Here is a 22,609-nt window from a genome sequence, read left to right on the forward strand (position 1 = left end):
TGGCGCAGTCAGATCCTGCTGGATGGTGGTGCTGGTCGTAGCCGTACAGCCGTTAGGACTTGTTACCGTTACCGAATACAGGCCCGGCACCGTAGTAGCGAAGCTGGCGGCCGTGCTGGTAAAGCCATTCGGACCGACCCAACTATAGGTCACCCCGGCAGTACTTGTGCTGGCACTGACGGTGGCGGTGGTTAGGGCACAGGTCAACGGGCCGGTGTTCGTAGCCGTTACGGTTGGTACGGTCAGATCCTGCAGCACCGTTGTGCTGGCCGTAGCCGTACAGCCGTTAGGACTTGTTACCGTTACCGAATACAGACCCGCCAGAGTAGCGCCGAAGCTGGCCGTCGTGCTGACGAAGCCATTCGGACCGGTCCAGCGATAGGTTACGCCCGGCGTGGTTGTGGTCACGCTGACGGTCGTGGTCGTGAGGATACAGGTGAGGGGTCCCGTGTTGCTGGCCACGACACCCGCCGGCGTGGTTGCATCCTGACCAACTGTTGTCGTCGCTGTCGTCGTACAACCATTGGCGGGGTTCGTAACGATCACCGAATAGGTACCGGGTACACTCGTAGCGAAGCTGGCGGCCGTTGAAGCAAAGCCATTCGGACCCGACCAGCTATACACTACGCCCGGCGTGGTGCTGGTTGCACTCACCGTTACGGTTGTTAGCGTACAGGTGAGCGGACCAGTATTGCTGGCTACGACACCCGCCGAAGCCGCGATGTCCTGGCCAACGGTGGTGCTGGCCGTAGCCGTACAGCCGTTCGCTCCGGTTATCGTTACAGTATATAGACCAGCAACAGTCGTGGTGAAACTGGCCGTCGTCGACGTGAAGCCCCCCGGCCCTACCCAATTGTACGTCACGCCCGGTGTGGTTGTGGTCACACTCACGGTAGCGGTGGTGAGGGTACAGGTGAGGGGCCCTGTGTTGCTGGCTACGACACCCGCCGGAGCCGCGATGTCCTGAATAACCGTCGTTGAGGTCACTGCTGAACATCCGTTAGGCGCGGTCAAGGTCAATGAATACAGACCCGGCACGCTCGTTGTAAAGCTCGGAATGGCGCTGGTAAATCCATTCGGGCCCGACCAGCTATACACTACGCCCGGCGTGGAACTGCTGGCGGTTACCGTTACGGTCGTCAGCGTACAGTTTAACGGACCCGTATTGCTAATGGTGATGTTCTGAATGCCGGTATTGTCCTGGCCAACGGTGGTCGTTGCGACAGCGGTGCAGCCATTGGCACTTGTCACCGTTACCGAATACAGACCCGCAGCGGCCGTTGCAAAGCTCTGGGCTGTGCTGGTGAACCCACCGGGTCCGATCCAGCGGTAGGTCACGCCGGGCGTAGTGCTGGTCGCACTCACCGTTACGTTGCTGAGGGTACAGCTAAGCGGACCGGTATTGCTGGCCGTTACACCCGCCGGAACCGCAACATCCTGATTAACAATAGTACTGATTACCGTTGGGACGCAGCCGTTCGGGCCAGCTATCGTAACGACATAGGTACCTGGCACACTGGTCGTAAAGCTTTGAGCGCTGCTCGTAAAGCCGCCCGGACCAGTCCAGCTATAGGTTACACCGGGCGTGGTGCTGGTTGCACTCACCGTTACGGTTGTTAGCGTACAGGTCAGTGGCCCTGTGTTGCTGATGGACACATCCGCCAGCGGGGTTGTGTTCTGAATAAGGTTCGTACTGGCCGTGGTTGCGCAGCCGTTGGCCGAAGTCACCGTTACTGAATACAGACCGGCAACATTCGTGGTAAAGCTCGACGCAATTGACGTAAAGCCGCCGGGGCCTACCCACTGGTACGTAACCCCCGGTGTGGTCGTCGCTACGCTGACGGTAGCCGTGGCCACCGAACAGGTGAGGGGCCCTGTGTTGCTGGCTACGACACCCGCCGGAGCCGTGATGTCCTGACCAACGGTGGTGCTGGCCGTAGCCGTACAGCCGTTGGGCGACGTAACCGTTACGGAGTAGACACCAGCCGCATTTGCCGAGATAGTCGGCGTTATCGCGCCGGTATTCCAGCGATAGCTAACCCCCGGGCTACCAACAGCACTGACTGTAACGCTGGTCAGCGTGCAGTTGAGCGGGCCGGTATTGCTGGCCGTTACGGTCGGTACCGTTGCATCTTGCTGAACGGTCGTGGTAGCGACGGCGGAACAGCCGTTGACGCTTGTCACCGTTACCGAGTACAAACCGGCTACGCTCGTCGTGAAGCTTGGCGTATTTACACCGATATTCCAGCGGTAAGTAACCGGCTCATTTGCCGTCGCACTGATAGTAACACTGGTCAACGTACAGGTCAACGGGCCAGAATTCGTAGCCGTTACGGTCGGCACGGTCAAATCCTGCTGGACAGTCGTGCTGGCCGTAGCCGTACAGCCATTGGCTGAAGTCACCGTTACTGAGTACAGGCCCGGTACGGTAGCAGCGAAGCTGGCGGCCGTGCTGGTGAAGCCGGCCGGACCGACCCACCGATACGTAACCCCTGGGCTGCCAGCAGCACTGACTGTCACGCTGGTCAACGTACAGGTGAGCGGACCGGTATTGCTGGCCGTTACGGCTGGGGCCGTAATGTCCTGGCCAACGGTGGTCGTCGCTACGGCTGAACAGCCATTGGCTGAAGTCACCGTTACTGAGTAAGTACCGGCTACGGTAGCGCCAAAGCTGGCGGCCGTGCTGGTGAAGCCGCCGGGGCCGACCCACCGATACGTAACCCCCGTTGTGGTGGTCGTTACACTCACGGTAGCCGTAGTTAAGGTACAGGTGAGGGGCCCCGTGTTGCTGGCCGCTACGCCCGCTGGAGCGGTGGCATCCTGGCCGACGGTAGTCGTCGCTACGGCCGTACAGCCATTGACTGAAGTCACTGTTACTGAGTAAGTACCGGCTACGGTAGCGCCAAAGCTGGCGGCCGTGCTGGTGAAGCCGCCGGGACCGACCCACCGATACGTAACCCCCGTTGTGGTGGTCGTTACACTCACGGTAGCCGTAGTTAAGGTACAGGTGAGGGGCCCCGTGTTGCTGGCCGCTACGCCCGCTGGGGCCGTGATGTCCTGACTAACCGTCGTGCTGGCCGTGGCCGTACAGCCATTGGCTGAAGTCACTGTTACTGAGTAAGTACCGGCTACGGTAGCGCCAAAGCTGGCGGCCGTGCTGGTGAAGCCGCCGGGGCCGACCCACCGATACGTAACCCCCGTTGTGGTGGTCGTTACACTCACGGTAGCCGTAGTTAAGGTACAGGTGAGGGGCCCCGTGTTGCTGGCCGCTACGCCCGCTGGAGCGGTGGCATCCTGGCCGACGGTAGTCGTCGCTACGGCCGTACAGCCATTGGCTGAAGTCACCGTTACTGAGTAAGTACCGGCTACGGTAGCGCCAAAGCTGGCGGCCGTGCTGGTGAAGCCGGCCGGACCGACCCACCGATACGTAACCCCTGGGCTGCCAGCAGCACTGACCGTCGCGCTGGCCGATGTACAGTTGAGCGGGCCGGTATTGCTGGCCGTTACGGTCGGTACCGTTGCATCTTGCTGAACGGTCGTGGTGGCAACGGCTGTACAGCCGTTGGCTGAAGTTGCCGTTACCGAATACAGACCCGCTACGCTGGTAACGAAGCTGGCACTCGTACCAACGAAGCCTCCCGGTCCTGCGAAGCGATAGCTGACGGCTTCGCTCGCGGTAGCGCTAATGGTGGCCGTAGTGAGCGTACAGGTCAGCGGTCCCGTATTAGCGAGGGATACCGTTGGTGCGAGCAGGTTCTGCTGGAGCGTCGTACTGGCCGTATTGGTACAGCCGTTTGGAGCAGTTATTACAACAACATACACACCCGGCACGGATGTAGTAAAGGTTTGACTCGCGCTGGTAAAGTTGTTGGGGCCGGTCCAGCGATACGTTACTCCACCCGTTGTTGACGTAGCGCTGATGGTAGCGGTGGTGAGGGTACAGGTGAGGGGCCCCGTGTTGCTGGCTACGACGCCCGTCGGTGGTGTTATGTTCTGCGTAACAATAGCGGTGGCTACGGCGGTTGACGAACAGCCGGCATTGCTCGTTACCACTACGGTGTACGTACCGGCAACACTTACCGTTGGATTTTGCAACGTGCTGGTAAAGCCACCGGGGCCCGTCCAGGCGTATGTCGACGGCGTAATGCTGGACGTAGCCTGCAACTGGATAGAGGGCGTGGTACAGCTAACCGTACCGCCCGTAGCCGTCACGACTGGTGGAATGCAGGAGAATCCGGCGTCGACGTTCAGGTTGCTGCCATTAGATGCCAGCGTATAGCTGCCCGTACGGCCGGTGGTTGGGTCAGCGTCGCTATCGAGCGCGTCGTTTCCGCCCTGCCCTGCCGCAACGGAGGTATACCCCGTTGGGCGACTGAAGACAACACTGTAGGAAGTGCCCGGGGTCAGGCCCGTGAAGCTATAGATACCGCTGGCGCTGGTGGTAGTACTGGACACGACCGTATTGGTACCCGTCAGCAGTTGCACCGTTACGCCTGGAATACCTGGTTCACCCGCATCCTGAATTCCGTTGTTGTTATTATCAGCAAACACCCGATCCCCGATAGTGGCGGGCCGGTAAAATCCGGCATCAACCGTCGTATTGTTCTCGTTGGATGTTAATACGTAGCTGCCTGTTCGGCCAGTAACTGGATCGGCATCACTATCAACGGCGTCATTACCACCGGCATTCGCCACCGTCGAGGAGTATCCCGCCGGGCGGCTGAAGACAACACTGTAAGAAACGCCCGGGGTCAGGCCCGTGAAGCTATAGATACCGCTGGCGTTGGTGGTAGTACTGGACACGACCGTATTTGCGCCCATCAGCAACTGCACTGTTACGCCCGCGATGCCGATGTCGCCCGCATCCTGAACGCCATTGGCATTCAGGTCTTCAAACACCAGATTACCGAGTGACGCGAACCCTAATGGACTGACAATCGCGATGTCATGATCATCCTGATCGCCGTTCTGATTGTTGATCGCATCGTCCGTTACGGGCCCGTCGTTGTTGGCAATGTTATCCGGGGCCGAGTCAATATCATCCCCGTTATCAGTGCTGATTTCAGCCGCGTTAGTTAAACTTTGTCCACCCGACGTGGCGGCTACCTGCAGCACAATGCTTATGGTTGTGCTGCTGCCGGGTGTAATGGTACCGGCGAGGGGGAATGTCGGATTGGGGCCAGCCGTCCAGCCGGGGTTAGCGGCCTGGGCAAACACAAATCCGGTGGGAACATAGTCTGTTACGACAATACCGCTGGCGGGTAGTTCGCCCTGGTTGAACACCTCGATCCGGAATGTTACGTTCGAGAGAGGGAGCAACGGTGAGGGCAGCGTCTGTACCGTTTTGCGTAGCGCCAGATCATAAGTAAGCAGGAAGAATCCTGCATCAACCGAAGTCAGACTCTGGCCCGACGTTAAGGTATACGCACCCGTGCGGCCCGTTACCGCATTAGCATCGCTGTCGAGCGCGTCGTTTCCGCCCTGCTTGGCGGGTGACGCCGAGTAATTGGTCGGAAGACTAAAGACGACACTGTAGGAAACACCCGGCGTCAGCCCCGTAAAGCTGTAAATACCGCTGGCGTTGGTGGTGGTGCTGGCAACAACCGTATTGGTGCCCGTCAGCAACTGCACCGTTACGCCCGCCAGCCCTGTTTCACCGGCATCCTGAAGTCCGTTGCGGTTAGCATCGACGAATACCCGATCACCGATAGTGGCGGACCGGTAAAAACCCGCATCAACGGTGGTTAAGCTTGCTCCGGACGCGATGGTATAACTACCCGTGCGGCCCGTCGCCGGATTAACGTCGGAGTCAATGGCATCGTTGCCACCCTGATCAACCAACGTAGCGGTGTATCCATTGGGCGCTGTAAACGCAACAATGTACGGGGTTGTTGGTGTCAGACCCGTAAAGCTGTAGAAGCCGCTGGCGTTGGTGGTCGTTGGTGCTACACCGGCTACTGCATTGCCCGACCCATCGAGGAGTTGTACAGTTACGCCCTGAATACCCGGCTCACCCGCATCCTGGATACCGTTTCGGTTGAGGTCTTCGAACACAAAATCGCCGATGCTGGCGGGCTGGCGAATGAAGCCAATATCGTAGCTGTGGTTGTTCTCGCCGTAGTCGCCGGTTGTTAGTGACACAACGGCCGTTGGCACGCCCCCAATGGTTTGCAGGAACGCATCACTATCGGCCAGATCATCTGAACCGGCATTAGGTACTGTAATGGTTGTTGGCGTAGCAAACTGATTGAGGGCTACCCGAATCTGGTATTCAGCATTCGGCACCAGGCCCGTTACGGTGGTGCTCCTGAAATAGTATTCGCCCGAAGCGTTGGTAGTTGTTGAGGCAACCAGGGTGGCCACGCCCGACACGATGCGGTACAGCTGCACCACCGCTCCGCTCACGTTCGACCCGGCATTACCGTTATCCTGGATGCCGTTGGCAGTCAGAAAATCGCCGTCGCTGAACAGGCGGTTCCCGATCTCGATTGGCGCAACGCTACAATTTAGTTCAAGGTCGCCCAGACCGTTCGCTTTACCAAACGTAGCCACATTTTCGGCCGAATAGATTTGAACACCATCGGCTAAAGTACCGGCTCCTGTTGAGTTGGTTAATCGCTTGATCCCGCCAGTATCAAACACATCTGTGGGATCAAGCGCTATCGTGGCTATCTCATCCCGGCCGGGTAGTAAGGCTAAGCCACCTTCGCTCTGTTCCAAGTGGTTTGCTCCAACCGCCACCCGATCACCCCAGTAGTACTCACCACCGCCGGGTCCCTGTCCGTTGTTAGCCCCGGCCGTAGCTGGCCGTGCGCAAACACTGGCATTGCTTTCGATAGTCCATTGGTTTACGGCCGGATTGCACTTACCCGCCCGCAGAATATCACCGGGTGCAATGGGTCTGTATAATGTGTTATCGTCCGCGATTGGCCCAAGGTTCCGGTTACCATACTGATCACCAAACCGGTCGCGGATGCTGACAATCATATCCCCATTGACATCGAATTCAATACCCGCCAAAATGGGTTGCGGATAGCTATACGACCCGTCGGAGCGGACGAACGTTGTTGGCTGAGACGACACCCAGGGCAGCCAGAAATCAGCCCGATCAACGCCTGACTTATCAGCGTTGGAAGCCCCCTTCCGGTATGTAAGCGGGAACGAAAGGACCTGGGTAAAGGTGCTGCCACTTGGGTTAAACTCAAACACTACCGCCTGCATACCGTTGTTGCTGGGTAAGGTTAAGCTGCTGGTTCCGGCGGTATTACTGTATACTTTCGTGGTGGTAACGTTCTCATTCGTGCAAACGCCACCTACGTAGACCCGGTCCCGGTAATACTTCAACCCAAAGGGCCGGAATACGCTGTTGGTTGGGCAACCATTGGTAGGGTTCGGAATGGCAAAGCTGGTGGTCGTACCGGCCGTGGGCGTTGGGGTTGTCGGATTATTGATGTTGATCTGATATAATCGCCGATCCGACAGATTCACCACGAACAGGCGCGTTCCGTCACTCGAAATCTCTATATCGCCCAGACCCGCTTTACCGACCTGATCGAAGGTGGAAGGATCCCGGTTTACGTCGGCTGCGTTCGCGGATAAGCCACGGGCGGTATTTGACAATACGGTTCCGGCAGCAATCGTCGTAAACGTTGACGTTGTAACGATACCCGTAGTAGACGTAAATCGGCTCAGGTAGATAGCGCCTGCTCCTGAGGGTCCCAGGCCTGAGTGCCGTTTTACCAAGGCCGACGAAAACAGATTACCCGTCTGCCGCTGATAGGCCAGGCCGTATACCGTTCCGACCTGATTGTTGAAGGCAACGTCAAAGATGGCAGGTGATGTTCCGGTACTGCTGTATGGCAGCGCAACCAGTACATCGCGCGTACTGGCCGTACCAGAACCGGTTGAGTTCCCATTTACGTAACAGGGAACCACGAAATAAGGGCTGGCCTGGCAATAATCGTCGGGATGGTTGATTCCTAAACTTGCGGTTGCGGTTGCTGCGTTTGCCACAAATTGAACAGACGTACCGCTATTGGCTCCCTGCGGACCTTCGAAGAACCCATCGGGCAAATTCGTGAACTGAACCCGGAACGGACCAGCAGTCGATATACTGAAATTATAACTGCCTGCATTTACGCCGGTGGAACTGGTGATGGCAGTAGCGACGACCGCGGTGCCGCTATAAACCGAGACCGTTACGCCCCCAACGCCGATTTCTCCTTCATTGGGTGTTGCGGTACTATATTCACGCGTACCATTAGCGTTGAAATCGCGATAGACAGCGCCCGTTATTGTCGTCTGAGCAAAGGCCGTATAGCTGATTACAAGTAAACTCAGCAGTAAGCCCCCTACTTTGACAAGTTGGTGTACGTTACGTCTGCTGAAGAAGGCAGAAAAGCCAGAGGATTTAGCGTAAATATTTCCCATATGTAACCATGATTTCGTGCCCAGAAGGTGTCACTCTCAGACAGCGTTGTTTGCTGTACCGAACGTAACTCCTCCTGCCCAACCGAATTAGATGATCACACTATAGGCAAATGAAATGCCAACCGCTGTGTTGACTAACGGGTGTACTCCCCGACTAACGAGTAAAGCTGAGAACAAACCTGGGGGTAAGCCAGCAATTGGAACCGCCTTAAGCCTTTAGAGAGAAGCGGAAACCGGCGGAATCAACAGACCTAAAATAGTTGATTATCAAACACTTGCCTATATATACCATACTATATAATACCACTCCTGGCCACTAATAACCAATTGATAAACACTTAAAATTTTATGGTTAACTTATTTTATATTATTCGTTACAAAATCAGTAAAAGTTTGACAAAATCAGACGTAAGCTCAACGCAATATAAATGACACATAAGCCATTTGACCTCTTCTGATCCGTTAGAGCCTGCTTTGGCGAAATCTATGCCAAGGTGTATTTCGTCCCAAAAAATAGTACGCAGCAGCTACTGAAGTAAGGACTTGCCCATCCGGGTTTAGACCTGCTTTTTCGGGCGTCCGAAACCGTTAGATAAGGTTGCTTAGTATCGGACAAAGGTTTTTCTCATTTACGTTGCCGCCTACTTGGGATTCTTATTTCAGTTCGTATATTTGAGACCAGTAGCTATACTAAATTGATACCAATTTATTGGTTTACAGTCAGTTATAAAGCGCTCATTTCAACCCGCTCATCAACACCCTATTTCAACAGATTTTTAGCCGTCTCGGTTAGCTCGCTAGCTAATCGGGTAAATTGTTACAGCCGCATCATGAAAGTTTCGCCGTCCGAACCCTTCCAGATTGTCTACTCACTATTGGAGCATGAGTTTTTGGGATACCTTATTGAAGCCTTCGTGGTGCAGCGGAATAGTCGTGGCGAACTCACTCTATTGAATCAGACGCTGTCGTCGCAGAACGTACGGGAGTTTGCTCAGGAACTCGACGAGCGGGATTTTGAACTGGTGAAGCTGATTGATACCATTCAGCAGGATACCATCGTCAAAAAATTCAACACCAAGAAGCTGCCCGCTGTCGACTTCTTCCTGAAGATCTACGACCCGCAAAAAGGCGATAAGCTCGTGCAGGAGGCCATCTGCGGCTACCTCGACAACATGAAAGCGCAGATTATGGCGCTGATGCCGGATAAGCCGTTTTACATCATGGGTAGCGACGGCAATCCGGCCTGGGAATACATCACCTGGATGCCCGAGCCAGCACGGGTGCATTTTCACTTTATCCGCAACCCTGATTCCACGCATTATTTTCCGATCATCCGTTACCCCGTGCGCGACGAAGCGACGGGGCAGACGACCGAAACCGAGCGGGTTGAATTTCAGTTCAAAGACGCATTTCTGATCTGCGATGAACCCGCCTATATGATGGTCGGCCGACGCCTGTATCATTTCAGTAAACAGGTAGACGGCAAAAAGCTCCGGCCGTTTTTCAACAAAAACCATATTATCATTCCCCGCAATATCGAACAGCAGTACTACGAACGCTTTGTCACTCAGCTCATTGCCGCCTACGACGTATACGCCAAGGGCTTTGAAATCAAAGCCGAAGTGCTCGAACCCGTGCCATTGCTAACCGTTTCGGAAATGGTCGTTCCCAGCCGAACCGTATCGGCTTCGTTGTTAAAAGCAGGAACCGATGCCTTCGACGGTATCGACGAAGAAGAGTCCAGCCAACGTATCGCCTTCGACCTATCGTTCAAATACGGGGATTTTACGTTTCGTTTCGACAGTTTCGGGCCTTCGGCAAATGTGAGTCTGGAAAAGAAGAACGACGAGTATATCTTCCATAAAATCCGGCGCGACCAGCGGTTAGAGCGCCAGAAGCTAACATTCCTGCGCGAATCGGGCCTCGATTTGCGTCATGGCCGACTGGCCTTGCCAAAAGCAGAAGCCTTTGCCTGGCTGTCGGACAACAACCAGAAACTAGGGGAAGCCGGTTTTCTGCTGCTGCAACACGCCGATGATACGAAACGGTATTTTCTGGGGTACTCCAGTATCGATGTATCCATTCAGGAAGGTCGCGACTGGTTCGATATCTACGCGAACGTGCGGTTTGGTGAGTTTGAAATTCCCTTTCTGAAGCTGCGGTCGCTTATTCTGAACAGGAAACACGAGTTTACGCTGCCCAATGGTGAAGTCGCTGTTATTCCCGAGGCCTGGTTCGTGAAGTATTCTGAACTATTCGGCTTTGTTGAGCAGCCGGAAGGAACGGATCAGTTGGTTCTTCAGAAACATCACCTGGCGCTCGTACAGGAGCTGGAACGCGACAACCTGGCGACGACGATCATGAGCCGGAAGCTGGAGCGGCTGCGCGACTTCGAGGAGATCGAGCCGTTTCCCATGCCCCAGCGGTTCAATGGTACGCTTCGCCCCTACCAGCAGGCTGGCTACGACTGGATGAATTTCCTGCGCCAGTACCGGTTTGGGGGCTGTCTGGCCGACGATATGGGGCTCGGCAAAACCGTCATGACGCTGGCTATGCTCCAGGGGCAGAAAGAAGCGGGGGCCACTGATCCAAGCCTGCTGGTTATGCCGACCTCGCTGCTGTATAACTGGGAACTGGAGGCCCGAAAATTCACTCCCGACCTCCGCGTTATGGTTTATACGGGTACGTATCGGGAGAAAAACACGGCCCAGTTCGACGGGTTTGATCTGATTCTGACCTCGTATGGCATTGTTCGGATCGATATTGATATTCTCAGCGATTACCGGTTTAACTACGTCATTCTGGATGAGTCGCAGGCCATCAAAAACCCCTCGTCGCACATTACCAAGGCGGTGATGCAGCTGAACACCGCGCACCGGCTCATTCTGACGGGTACCCCGCTGGAAAACAGTACGATGGACCTGTGGACACAGATGTCGTTCATCAATCCCGGCCTGCTGGGCAGCCAGTCTTTTTTTCGCAATGAGTTTTTGATTCCGATCGAGAAAAAGCACGATGAAGTAAAAACCAGCCGACTGTACACACTGATCAAGCCGTTCATGCTCCGGCGAAATAAATCGCAGGTTGCCACCGATCTTCCCGAAAAAGTAGAGAGTGTCCTGTACTGCGAGATGACGCCCGATCAGGAAAAACAGTACGAAGAAGCGAAGTCCTATTACCGCAACCTGATCCTGGAGCGCATCGAAGAAGAAGGCATGGCCAAATCGCAGATGGTGGTATTGCAGGGTCTGACCAAGCTCCGTCAGATTGCCAATCACCCGCGTATGGTGAATGAAGACTACGAAGGCGATTCGGGTAAGCTCGACGACGTTCTGATGCGGCTTGAAAGCGCCATGACCGACCACCATAAGGTTCTGGTGTTTAGTCAGTTCATCAAACACCTTAGCGTTGTTCGTCAGTATCTGAAAGAAAAAAATATCAAGTATGCGTATCTGGATGGCTCAACCACCGATCGGCAGAGCCAGGTCGAGTTGTTTCAGACCGACGAGTCGGTAAAGCTGTTTCTGATTTCGCTGAAAGCCGGCGGATTAGGCCATAACCTGACGGCCGCTGATTACGTGTTTATTCTTGACCCCTGGTGGAACCCCGCAATTGAAGCCCAGGCCGTTGACCGGGCGCACCGGATTGGCCAGCAAAAGACCGTATTCACGTACAAATTCATCGCCAAAAACACGGTTGAAGAAAAAATCCTTTCCTTACAACGCGCCAAACAACAACTGGCAGGCAGCCTGATCACGACCGAAGAAAACTTCATGAAGTCGTTGACCAAAGAAGATATTATGGTCCTGCTGGAATAAAGCGTATCCCAATCAATAGCTTTTTCAGCGCTATTAACGTATCGGTAGTTGTGCTTTCATTGATCTCACTAATCTCGACGTAACAATGAATGCAAAGAGCACACTAGGCATGATTTTAACCCTGGTCGGGTTAATCGGGCTAATTTATGGCGGCATGGATTTTGCCAAAGGGGGCGTAGCGCAGGCTTCGTTCGTGTATCTGATTTTAGGCGGTATATTTTTCTTCGCCGGGGTAGGCCTTATCCGCAGTACAAAAGCGTAGCGAGCAAGCCGGAACGTCCGGTGGCTTCACTACGCAGCTACTGCAAATACACGCCGGTTCGCTGTTGGTCACTCAGCACTACCTCCACATGTTCAGTAAGGGTAGTGCTGAGTTCATAGCCTTTATAGTCAGCCGCAACGGGGTAGCGCGGGTGATTCCGATCGACCAGTACCGCCACCTGCAACTTTTTGACGGGCACCTGCAGGAACGGTTGCAAGCTGAAAACCAGCGTTCTACCCGTATACAGTACGTCATCGACCACAATAACTACTTTGTCGACAAGCGTTACCTCCGCCGGAATGGTCTGGACGGGGGGCTGGGCCGTTTGGGTTTTGTCCAGTTCGAGTTGCAGCAGGTCGATGGTAAACGGAGCAATGGATTCCAGTTCCGAGGCTAAGGCCTGCGCAAGTACGTAGCCTTCGCCCGATATACCGGCCAGCAGAATAGCGGGTTCTTCAAAATTATTCTCGTAAATCTGAAAAGCAATCCGTCGAATCTTCTGGCGAATCTGCTCGGCATTCAGTACAAGCGTTGGCTGGGCAGTGTTCATGCAGCGGTTTAAAAACGATTAATGGCGTAAAGATGAGAAAAGTAGCGGAGCGGACGAAATCCAGGGACAACGATTTACCCGGTCCGGGTTGGCATAGTTTTCGCCTTCGGTAGGTCAATGTCGCAATACGTCCTGTCAATTATGAACATCCTTGCTGGTTTTATCTTTATGCTGTTTATCTGGCTATCGCCCACTAAACCAGTTACAGACGCTGATATTACGCAGACGGTAAAACTATCGCTACAAACGGGTGATGCCGCCCAGTTATCGACCCGGTTTGCCAAAACAATTGAGTTAGTGATCGATGCCGAAAAGGTCGAATTCCAGTCGGTGCAGGCTACGCACGCCGAGCTGATTCTGCGTTCGTTCTTCCGCAAATACCCCCCTCACAGCTTCCAGTTTGTGTACCGTGGAGCCTCCGACCGCCTGCGTTACAACACCGGCACCTACGAATCGAACGGACAGACCTTTGCCGTCTACGTCCTGATGCGACAAATCAGCGACCAGCAGTTCGCGATCAAAGCGTTACACTTCCGAAAAGAATAGTCGCTGCGTGTTCCTCAAACACGTATTCACTGACAAGTTTTACGTCTATCTTTGCACCTTAATTTAGACGGTTGGCCAATGCCAGTGTTATGATTGTTAAAACTAAAAAATACGCGTTAGACCAAAAGACGTACATCAACATCGCCCTCCGGCAGTGGGTGAAAGAAAATTGGAAGTGGGCGTTTGTCCCGCTGGGGCTTATTATCCTGAACGTGATTCTGAACGTAACGGGCGCTTATCAAAACTATTGGATTTACATTGTCATTGTCGTGCTCACGATTCTGTACGTGCTGTTCTGGGCCATCCAGATCACCGGAATTGCCCAGATGGAGCAAAGCAAACCCCTCTTTCAGAAGTACGTATATGAAATTGACAGCCGCCAGATTCTGATGCGCATCAACGCGAAAGAAGGAGGCATTCTGAAATGGACGCAGATCGACAGCGTAATTAAAGAGAAGGACGCCTATATTCTGTTTCTGAACAACGACGACGCCATGAGGAACGTGAAGGCGAACTGGATTGCCCGTACGGTCACGAAAGGGCTTAGCAAAGCGCAGTTCCTCTACCTTCCGTTTACCATCTTCACGAGTGATAACGACCTGCGCTTCACAGATGCGCTGCTGCGACGTAAAGGACTACTGCCCGATGGTGCGGTGGCTGAACCCGTCAAATAAGTCGTCTTTATTCTAGATCGTTTTATGAGCGGGCGACTTAGGTCGCCCGCTTCTGTGTTAACCTAATCATACTTTATGAACCAGACGATCAGGAGCTGGACAGCGCTGCTCCTATTTATCGCCACTTCGGCCCTCGGCCAAACTCAGAAAGCCGTTACGCTCGACGATGTGTGGGGACGTAACCAGGGTACGTTCAGCCCGCGTACTGTCAGTGGTGTAAACTGGATGAAAACCGGTGGCTTCTACACGACGCTGGATGGCGGTAAGATCACCAAGTTTAACATTACAACCGGGCAACCCGTCGAAACACTTTTTGATGAGCGTCAGGCGACTTTATCGGGGACGGGAAAATCGATCACCATCGACGACTACCAACTTTCGGCCGATGAGCGTAAACTTCTGATTACTACGCAGGAAGAGCCCATTTACCGTCGGTCGAGCAAAGCCGAGTTCTACGTATACGATCTGGCTACGAAGCAGCTTAAGCCGCTGAGCACGAAAGGTAAACAGCAATACGCTACGTTCTCGCCCGACGGAAAGCGGGTGGCTTTTGTGCGCGACAACAATCTGTTTGCCATGGATGTAGCGACGGGCAAAGAAACGCAGCTCACTACTGATGGCAAACGTAACGCCATTATCAACGGCGGGGCCGACTGGGTGTACGAAGAAGAATTCAGCATGGCCCGCGCTTTCGAGTGGTCACCCGACAGCCGTCGGCTGGCCTGGATTCGGTTCGACGAAAGCCGCGTTCCCGAGTATGATATGCAGCTCTGGGGCGGTTTGTATCCGGTTGAGTACCGCTTCAAATACCCAAAAGCGGGTGAAGCGAATTCGATCGTAACGGTTTGGGTAGCCGATGTAGCAACCGGCAAAAAGGTACAGGCGCAAACGGGTCGAAGCGTCGAACCGTCGGAAACCGATATGTACCTGCCCCGTATTCAGTGGACAAAGAATCCGAATCTGCTCTCAATACGTCGGCTGAACCGGCTTCAGAATAAACTTGATCTCCTGCACGTCAACGCATCTACCGGACAGGCAACCACCGTGTTGACCGAAACCAGCCCTACCTACGTTGATCTAGAATTTACCGACGATCTGACGTACCTGCAGGATGGTAAATCGTTTATCTGGAGCAGCGAACGTAGTGGTTTCAAACATCTGTATCTGTACGACCTGACGGGCAAGCTTATCCGGCCGATCACCACTGGAAATTTCGAGGTGGCGACTGTTTCGGGCGTTGATGAGAAAACCGGCACGATCTTTTTTACATCGACCGAAGTGTCTCCACTTGAGCGGCACCTATACCGCATCGGCCTCGATGGTCAGAACAAGCAGCGGCTCACCACCCAGTCCGGTACGTACACGGCCAACTTTAGCCCTGATTTTACGTATTACTTACTGTATCACACCTCCGCCAGCTCACCCACGCGCGTAAGCCTGCGCGAAGCCAAGTCGCCGACAGATGTACGGGTGCTGGAGTCGAACGATGCCTTGAAGTCCAGACTGGCGGGCTACGGCATTGCGCAAAAGCAGTTCATACAAACCAAAGCTGCCGACGGGACGCCCCTGAATGGCTGGATGATCAAACCCCTGAACTTCGATAGCACGAAGAAATATCCGGTGTTGATGTTCGTGTACGGTGGCCCTGGTTCGCAGACGGTGAAAAACGACTGGGATGCCCGCGATTTCTTCTGGTATCAGACGTTGGCGCAGAAGGGCTATCTCATTGTATCGGTCGACGGACGGGGCACGGGCGCACGAGGCACCGCGTTCCGCACGGCTACGTATGCCCAGCTGGGCAAACTCGAAACCGAAGATCAGATTGCAGCCGCCCGGGACCTGAAAACGTTACCCTACGTCGACCCCAATCGGGTGGGCATCTGGGGATGGAGCTACGGGGGGTACATGACCGCCCTCTGCATGACGCTGGGTGCCGACGTATTCAAAGCGGGTATTTCGGTAGCACCCGTCACCAACTGGCGGTTCTATGATACCATTTACACGGAACGCTACCTCAAACGTCCGCAGGAAAATGCAGCCGGTTACGACGATAACTCGCCCGTTACGCACGCGGCTAAGCTGCGTGGTCCATTTCTGCTCATCCACGGAACGGGTGACGACAATGTGCATTTCCAGAATTCGGTAGCCTTCGAGAATGCGCTGATTGCAGCGAACAAGCAGTTCCAGTCTTTCTATTACCCCAACCGGAACCATGGTATTTACGGAGGCAACACCCGGCTTCACCTCTACACGATGCTATCCGAGTTTATTGAGAAGAATTTATAGGAAAGGAGTAACGGGAAGAGGGGGACGAGTGGGAGTAAAGGGAAGCTACAACTGCAAGCCCTTTACTCCCACTCGTCCCCCTCTTCCCGTTACTCCCTTTTATTTCGCCTGATTCGTAAAATCAACAACGGTTACTTCACCGAGCCAGGGACCGACAACCTTGCCGAATTCTTTGTGGGCCGGGTGCGGCAAATACGCATCGCGGTCTTTCTCACTGTCAAAGGTCAGGATAAAGGCGTGGGTGAGGCCTTTGTTCAGGTTTTCGGGGCTGTTGTTGGTTCCCCACTGAAACCCTTTGATTTCCTTGATCTTCGACGGTAGCGCTTCAAAAGCGGCTACGATCTCTTTTACCTTCTCCGGAGTTGTTTCGGGCTTGAACTTAAAAAGAACAATATGCTGAAGCGCATTCGATTTCATAGGCTTACGGGGTGGTTTGGCAACTGCGCTAACCGACAACAGAAAAGCAACGGCCAGCAAGGTTAGGGTTTGTTTCATAGCTCTATAGTTTTTGGCAAAGAAACTAAAAAAGACCTGTAAGGCGCTCAAACCCGACAGGTCTTTTTCTGTGATCAAGGCTGTTTGCAGCCCGTAACTAAAGCACTAGGCCAGCTTTGCTTTCAGATTTTCGTCCAGTGCTTCGAGGAAATCCTCGGTGTTGAGGTAATGCTCACCCGCTACCAGCTTGGTCCCTGCCGGATAAGCCGACAAGGCCAGGTCTTTGGTCATTTTACCGCTCTCAACCGTTTCAACGCAAACCGCTTCGAGTGCATTGGCGAAATCGATCAGGGGCTGGTTGTCATCGAGTTTACCTCGGAAGGCCAGACCGCGGGTCCAGGCGTAGATCGACGCGATTGGGTTCGTTGAGGTTTTGTTACCTTTCTGATATTCGCGGTAGTGACGCGTTACGGTTCCGTGAGCCGCTTCAGCTTCCATTGTTTTGCCATCGGGCGTAACCAGTACCGAGGTCATCAGACCCAGCGAGCCAAAGCCCTGCGCTACGGTATCCGACTGTACATCGCCATCGTAGTTTTTGCAGGCCCATACGAAGTTACCTTCCCATTTCAGCGCTGACGCCACCATGTCATCGATCAGACGGTGCTCGTAATGCACTTTACCGGCGTATTCGGCATCGTAGATTTCCTGGAAGATGTCTTTGAACCGACCGTCGTATTTTTTCAGGATGGTGTTTTTGGTCGATAGGTACAGCGGCCAGCCTTTGTCGAGCGCTACGTTGAAACAGGCCCGCGCAAAGCCGCGAATCGACTCGTCAACGTTGTACATACCCATCGCAACGCCACCCGCTTTGAACTGGTACACGTCGAAATCCATAACGGTACCGTCTTCGCCTTCAAACTTCATGGTCAGTTTACCGGGACCAGGCACGACGAAATCGGTAGCGCGGTACTGATCGCCAAACGCGTGACGACCGATGATGATAGGAGCTGTCCAGTTGGTAACCAGGCGCGGTACGTTGCTCATCACAATCGGCTCGCGGAATACCGTACCGTCCAGAATATTACGAATGGTGCCATTCGGCGATTTCCACATCTGCTTCAGGCCAAACTCTTCAACCCGCTGCTCGTCGGGGGTGATGGTAGCGCATTTGATACCGACACCGTATTGTTTGATGGCATTAGCCGCGTCGATCGTTACCTGATCGTTGGTTTCGTCGCGGTATTCGATGCCAAGGTCATAGTATTTAATATCAACGTCAACGTAGGGCAGAATCAGTTTGTCTTTGATAAACTTCCAGATGATACGGGTCATTTCGTCGCCATCCAGTTCGACCACCGGATTCGCCACCTTAATTTTTTCCATTTGACTTAGCTATAAACGATTGAAAACGATACAGAAACTTGGCCGCCCGGCGACCCGGCGCAAAAGTAATGAATCTAAAATAAATGAACGACCCAGTTGCCGCTTATCCAGTCAACGACGCCCCAACCGTATTCCAGTGGAACCGTTGCCTAATTCTTTTAGAGGAAATTAGTCTATAGATAAACTTAGATAGTAAGTATTAAAGCTGGTGCGTTCGTCGCCGGTCTGGTCTGGTACTACTCAACTAATAAAGCAAGGTTATGGGACTTACATTGATGATTATCCTATTCGTCGTTGGCATAGTGGCCGTTATCATGATGGTTTCCCGACTCTCCGGTAAGAAGGGAAATAAGCCTACCGATCCGGAAGCGGGCAGTAGACCCGGCCTGAGCCAACAGGACCTGTACAATCGAAGTTAGAGTGTATTGTTCACGCCAGGTGGCTAATGGCCCGGTGCTGTTGGGGTACCTTACGTTTACAGCCACGAAATTTTTAGCTGGTACGGAGATCGCCTGAACAGAAACTTTTTTCAGTTCAGCAGAAGAAAATACCGCTTCACTAGGGATAGCACTGGCAACCAGCCTGGTATCGCTGATTTTTGGCCTAATAACCAAAAACTAGTGATCCTCTCATGAATTCGGTAAAAAAAATTCTCAAACGCCTGGGTCAGGGATTAGGCGTGGTCGTGCTGCTGATTGGCGGCTTCTGCGCATACATAGCCCTAAGCCCAGTGCGTTCATACGATCCGCCCGTAGCCCCCAACATTAAAGTAGAGTTGACCGAAGCCCGTATTAAGCGGGGTGAAATCATTTCGCAGTTGCAGTGCATGAGCTGCCATGCCGATAACGACAACCGGGTCACGGGCAAACGGCTTGATGAGCTACCCGCCATGTTCGGTACGGTGTATTCACGTAACATCACGCAGGATAAAGATAAAGGTATCGGCAACTGGACCGATGGCGAGATTATTTACTTTCTGCGTACGGGGATTCGGAAAGATGGTTCGATTGCGTTCATGCCTCAATACAACCTTATGGCCGATGAAGACATCAAATCAGTAGTCGCCTGGCTGCGTTCTGACCGGTTTCCGGTGCAGGCGTCAAAACAGGAAGCGCCCCCCTCCGAGTACAGCTTTGTGGCGAAACTCCTGCCCTGGACCGTTCTCAAGCCCAACAAATACCCGACTCAGCCCATTCTGCTGCCCGATAGCACTAAACCGGCCGTTATGGGTAAATACATCGCCACCACCGTGGGTGACTGTTACGGATGCCACTCCGCCAACTACCTCGATCTGGACAGTGAACACCCAGAGCGGACGAACGGCTACTTTGCAGGCGGCAGCAAATTTACGGGCGAGGACGGCAAGTCGATCCTATCGGCCAATCTGACCTTCGACGAGGAAACGGGCATTGGTAAAAAATACACCAAGGAACAGTTCATACGCGCCGTAAAACTGGGCGTTCGTCCCGATGGCTCTGTACTACGTTACCCGATGGCTCCACGCCCGGCCTTGTCAGACAAAGAGGTAGGCGCTATCTATGAATACTTAAAGACGGTTCCTAAGCAGCAGAACAACATCGCGCAAAAAACGGCCGAAGTACAGCTTGCCGAAAAGTAAGCACCGCTTACCGGAAACGGCTTAGCCTCGTCGTGTACACAGATAAATCAAAGACCAGACAGCACTCCGGAAGAATATAAAGACGATATTCTTCCGGAGTGCTGTCTGGTCTACTTACTCGAATAAGGTACTATTATGAGCTAATCAATTGTGTTTAGGTTCTGGTAGATCAAAGTAGGCTCCTTTTGTAGTATCAAGTATTTTCTTTATTAGGGCAAAATTCTCTGCTGTCGGCTCGAGGTCAATATACTTATCAATGATTGCTCTATTTTTGAAAATGACAAATGTATTCTCTACACTCGGATCTATTTTATTTAAATTGACTTCGCTTTCCGTCTCATTAAAAGATGAGGCAAATGTTAAAGCTACGTTTTTTAAATTTAATTGTGTCCCCAGTTTTTCTAGTTCGATCTGCCGTACGCCTTTTTCGTAAGCAATGGCATTACCATAAATAAAATACGCTTTTAAATAGTTACGTCTCAGCACACTTTGTTGCTCTAAAAAAGTAAGCCATTTTTTTATCTTAGGCCAATCCGGATTGTTTCCAACGAAATACAATATGCCGTGATAACGCCCATATTTACATACAGGGCACGCCCGAGTACCTTTGTCCGGTCCAAAAGCATGAAAAGGAGTGAAAGAAGGTTGATCTTCACCAATTTTAAGGCCTGATTGTTTAGTTGTGATAGTTTGTGGATAATTCGGAATATTGAGTCCTAATATAATGTTATGCTCAGCTATTTGTAAATCATTACGTACCAAGACTCTTAGAATACCACTACCTCCCCGGTTCTCCAGTTTTCTACGTTTAGCAAAATTCAGTAATTCATCATCATCGAAGACGAACTCATCAATATAATAAGGGGCTTGAATACTCGGCTCTTTAATGCTTAAATGGATATGAGCGGGTTCATCTCGGGTTGGATATACACCTGGTCGTACGGTATAAATTGAATATTTACCCTTTTTGTCAGTTTTTACCCAACCCCGAATATATCCGTGTGTTTGCCCAAGTTGGTTAGGAGACATTGTACGCGCTTCACCTGGCTTATGCAAATATTTTCCATCGACGTTAGTATGGTAATAGTAAAGCACTACGTCGGGTACAGGCGTTTTGCCATCTAGTTGAAAAATTGTACCCGTAATAAATAGTTTTTGGCCCTTCTGATTCCAACCCGGACTTGTATCCACCGGAGCGATCTGTTCGGTCATACCCTGATACATATAGTCTCTGTTTTCGAACGCTCCGCCAATGTCTGTACTTGTCACCACTGGCATCCGGCTAAGATTGGCGTTAGAAACTTGCCCATCGCAACGTACTAACACAGACGATAGGACAAGAAGTAAACTGCTTCGGAAACTTGTCATTGCACCCATAAGTACTTTTTCTGACAAACCTCCTAAGCAAATTATTGATAGTCAATGTAGCATGTGGTAAGCTGAGGTTATAATGCGGTAAGGCGATGAGCTTCCTGAAATTTTTGTTTGAAGTCAGTCGCATAATTTCTACTTACCCTAAGTTTAATGTTGTTTTTCAAGGTTAGGTCGTAATCGCCGTTTAACCTTGACGTATAATAGGTAACCATATTGATGTTTACAATCGTTGACTTGTGTATTCGTATAAATTGTTGATTACCCAAATTTTTTGAAAGCGACTTTAAGGTTTCGTTATATAAATATTTTCTTTCGACCGTATGAATCTGTACATAGGGAGGTAGGGCGGAGAAGTAAACGATTTCCTGAGCGGCTAAAGCAATCTTTTTATTACCATCTGATACTAGAAGAATATCAAGTAACTCCGCTGGACAAGCTTTTGGCTTAGCTTCTAATCTATTTGCCTTGAGACCAGATTGCTTGAAGAAGTTTTGATAGGCTATAACGGGTATTGAATATATAATTAACAAAAGATATATGTATTCAGAAATCGTATAACGTAACGTTTGCTGAAAGGCAAATGTATGATAATAAAACAGTTTAGAAATAAGCCAAACTGCAAGTGGAAAAGTGAACAAGTGAATAATACAAGGCGATATAATTAATAAGCATTCTAAACCCCAATGTTGTATTTTAAATCGTTTAACTATGGCATATTGCGTTAGAATTAATGGAACAAACGCCCACCAAAAGGTACTAAACATAAACGATTCACTAAAATAAAAACCTGAACTGTTTATAATTGCACGCAAAAAATCTTGTACTATTATGAGCAATATAAATGCAGTTGCTATCAGCCAGACACCTATCTTTTTGTTTATAATGTTGAATAATAAATGATCCGTGCTAATACGTTTTTGTATCATAGTTTCATGCTTTACGGGTTGGCGTGCAGTCTGATGTCTTTGCAGGAATTTGTATGCTTCTCAAATACTAGTTGAATTTTGACTACTCTCTTAAAATCTTTCTGTATAGTGTACATCCAATATATTTTCATACAACGTTTTTACGTCGCCCATGTAAATTACAAATATTCTTTTTTATAGCTGTATGTTAGCAAAAAGTAAATAGTTGCCTATTACTACTACATGGTTATTTAGCATACGTTTGTACTTCACTCTGTTTGTCTTCAGCGGAGTAACTACATATCATTTTCGTGCAGAACCAGGTTAT

Annotated in this window: 13 protein-coding genes; 7 read left to right on the forward strand and 6 right to left on the reverse strand. The window is 51.8% G+C overall.

The window, feature by feature from the left end:
- The coding region (locus tag ACYVBJ_RS20880) for an SdrD B-like domain-containing protein (protein ID WP_460984246.1) at positions 1-8,430 on the reverse strand (8,430 nt) is incomplete at its 3' end.
- A gap of 830 nt (positions 8,431-9,260) precedes the next feature.
- On the opposite strand from ACYVBJ_RS20880, the gene ACYVBJ_RS20885 reads away from it, so the two are divergent.
- Both ACYVBJ_RS20885 and ACYVBJ_RS20890 read left to right on the forward strand, forming a co-directional pair.
- Positions 9,261-12,248 carry a DEAD/DEAH box helicase gene (locus ACYVBJ_RS20885; RefSeq protein ID WP_460984247.1) on the forward strand — a complete coding sequence of 996 codons (2,988 nt, stop codon included), beginning with the start codon at positions 9,261-9,263 and terminating at the stop codon, positions 12,246-12,248.
- 85 nt (positions 12,249-12,333) lie between these two features.
- Positions 12,334-12,510: a hypothetical protein gene (locus ACYVBJ_RS20890; protein WP_460977432.1), complete on the forward strand. Its 177-nt coding sequence runs from the start codon at positions 12,334-12,336 to the stop codon at positions 12,508-12,510.
- A gap of 37 nt (positions 12,511-12,547) precedes the next feature.
- Here the strand turns inward: ACYVBJ_RS20890 and ACYVBJ_RS20895 are convergent, their stop codons facing one another.
- Positions 12,548-13,060: a phosphoribosyltransferase family protein gene (locus tag ACYVBJ_RS20895; RefSeq protein ID WP_460984248.1), complete on the reverse strand. Its 513-nt coding sequence runs from the start codon at positions 13,058-13,060 to the stop codon at positions 12,548-12,550.
- A gap of 141 nt (positions 13,061-13,201) precedes the next feature.
- On the opposite strand from ACYVBJ_RS20895, the gene ACYVBJ_RS20900 reads away from it, so the two are divergent.
- The 3 genes from ACYVBJ_RS20900 to ACYVBJ_RS20910 all read left to right on the forward strand — a co-directional run bounded on the left by ACYVBJ_RS20900 (position 13,202) and on the right by ACYVBJ_RS20910 (position 16,566).
- Positions 13,202-13,606 carry a DUF4783 domain-containing protein gene (locus tag ACYVBJ_RS20900; protein WP_460984249.1) on the forward strand — a complete coding sequence of 135 codons (405 nt, stop codon included), beginning with the start codon at positions 13,202-13,204 and terminating at the stop codon, positions 13,604-13,606.
- Between the two features lie 89 nt (positions 13,607-13,695).
- The gene (locus tag ACYVBJ_RS20905) at positions 13,696-14,280 is read left to right on the forward strand and encodes a YcxB family protein (protein WP_460984250.1); all 585 of its coding nucleotides are present in this window, start codon (positions 13,696-13,698) and stop codon (positions 14,278-14,280) included.
- A 75-nt stretch (positions 14,281-14,355) separates the two neighbouring features.
- Entirely contained in the window at positions 14,356-16,566 is a 2,211-nt protein-coding gene (locus ACYVBJ_RS20910; protein ID WP_460984251.1) for a S9 family peptidase, read from the forward strand.
- 99 nt (positions 16,567-16,665) lie between these two features.
- Here ACYVBJ_RS20910 and ACYVBJ_RS20915 read toward each other — a convergent pair whose 3' ends face one another.
- Together ACYVBJ_RS20915 and ACYVBJ_RS20920 are read right to left on the reverse strand one after the other, a co-directional pair.
- Positions 16,666-17,061 carry a Dabb family protein gene (locus ACYVBJ_RS20915; protein ID WP_460984252.1) on the reverse strand — a complete coding sequence of 132 codons (396 nt, stop codon included), beginning with the start codon at positions 17,059-17,061 and terminating at the stop codon, positions 16,666-16,668.
- Positions 17,062-17,166: 105 nt separating this feature from the next.
- Complete coding sequence (locus ACYVBJ_RS20920; protein ID WP_460984253.1) at positions 17,167-18,384, reverse strand: NADP-dependent isocitrate dehydrogenase; 1,218 nt, start codon at positions 18,382-18,384, stop codon at positions 17,167-17,169.
- A gap of 260 nt (positions 18,385-18,644) precedes the next feature.
- On the opposite strand from ACYVBJ_RS20920, the gene ACYVBJ_RS20925 reads away from it, so the two are divergent.
- The gene (locus tag ACYVBJ_RS20925; RefSeq protein ID WP_460984254.1) at positions 18,645-18,803 is read left to right on the forward strand and encodes a hypothetical protein; all 159 of its coding nucleotides are present in this window, start codon (positions 18,645-18,647) and stop codon (positions 18,801-18,803) included.
- A 212-nt stretch (positions 18,804-19,015) separates the two neighbouring features.
- Positions 19,016-20,002: a c-type cytochrome gene (locus ACYVBJ_RS20930; protein ID WP_460984255.1), complete on the forward strand. Its 987-nt coding sequence runs from the start codon at positions 19,016-19,018 to the stop codon at positions 20,000-20,002.
- A 144-nt stretch (positions 20,003-20,146) separates the two neighbouring features.
- On the opposite strand, the gene ACYVBJ_RS20935 is transcribed toward ACYVBJ_RS20930, so the two are convergent.
- Both ACYVBJ_RS20935 and ACYVBJ_RS20940 read right to left on the reverse strand, forming a co-directional pair.
- Positions 20,147-21,214, reverse strand: a complete 1,068-nt coding sequence (locus tag ACYVBJ_RS20935) for a dioxygenase family protein (protein WP_460984256.1) — start codon at positions 21,212-21,214, stop codon at positions 20,147-20,149.
- Between the two features lie 233 nt (positions 21,215-21,447).
- Positions 21,448-22,302 carry a LytR/AlgR family response regulator transcription factor gene (locus ACYVBJ_RS20940; protein ID WP_460984257.1) on the reverse strand — a complete coding sequence of 285 codons (855 nt, stop codon included), beginning with the start codon at positions 22,300-22,302 and terminating at the stop codon, positions 21,448-21,450.
- Between the last annotated feature and the right edge of the window lie 307 nt (positions 22,303-22,609).

It is taken from the genome of Spirosoma fluminis, from assembly GCF_054778895.1.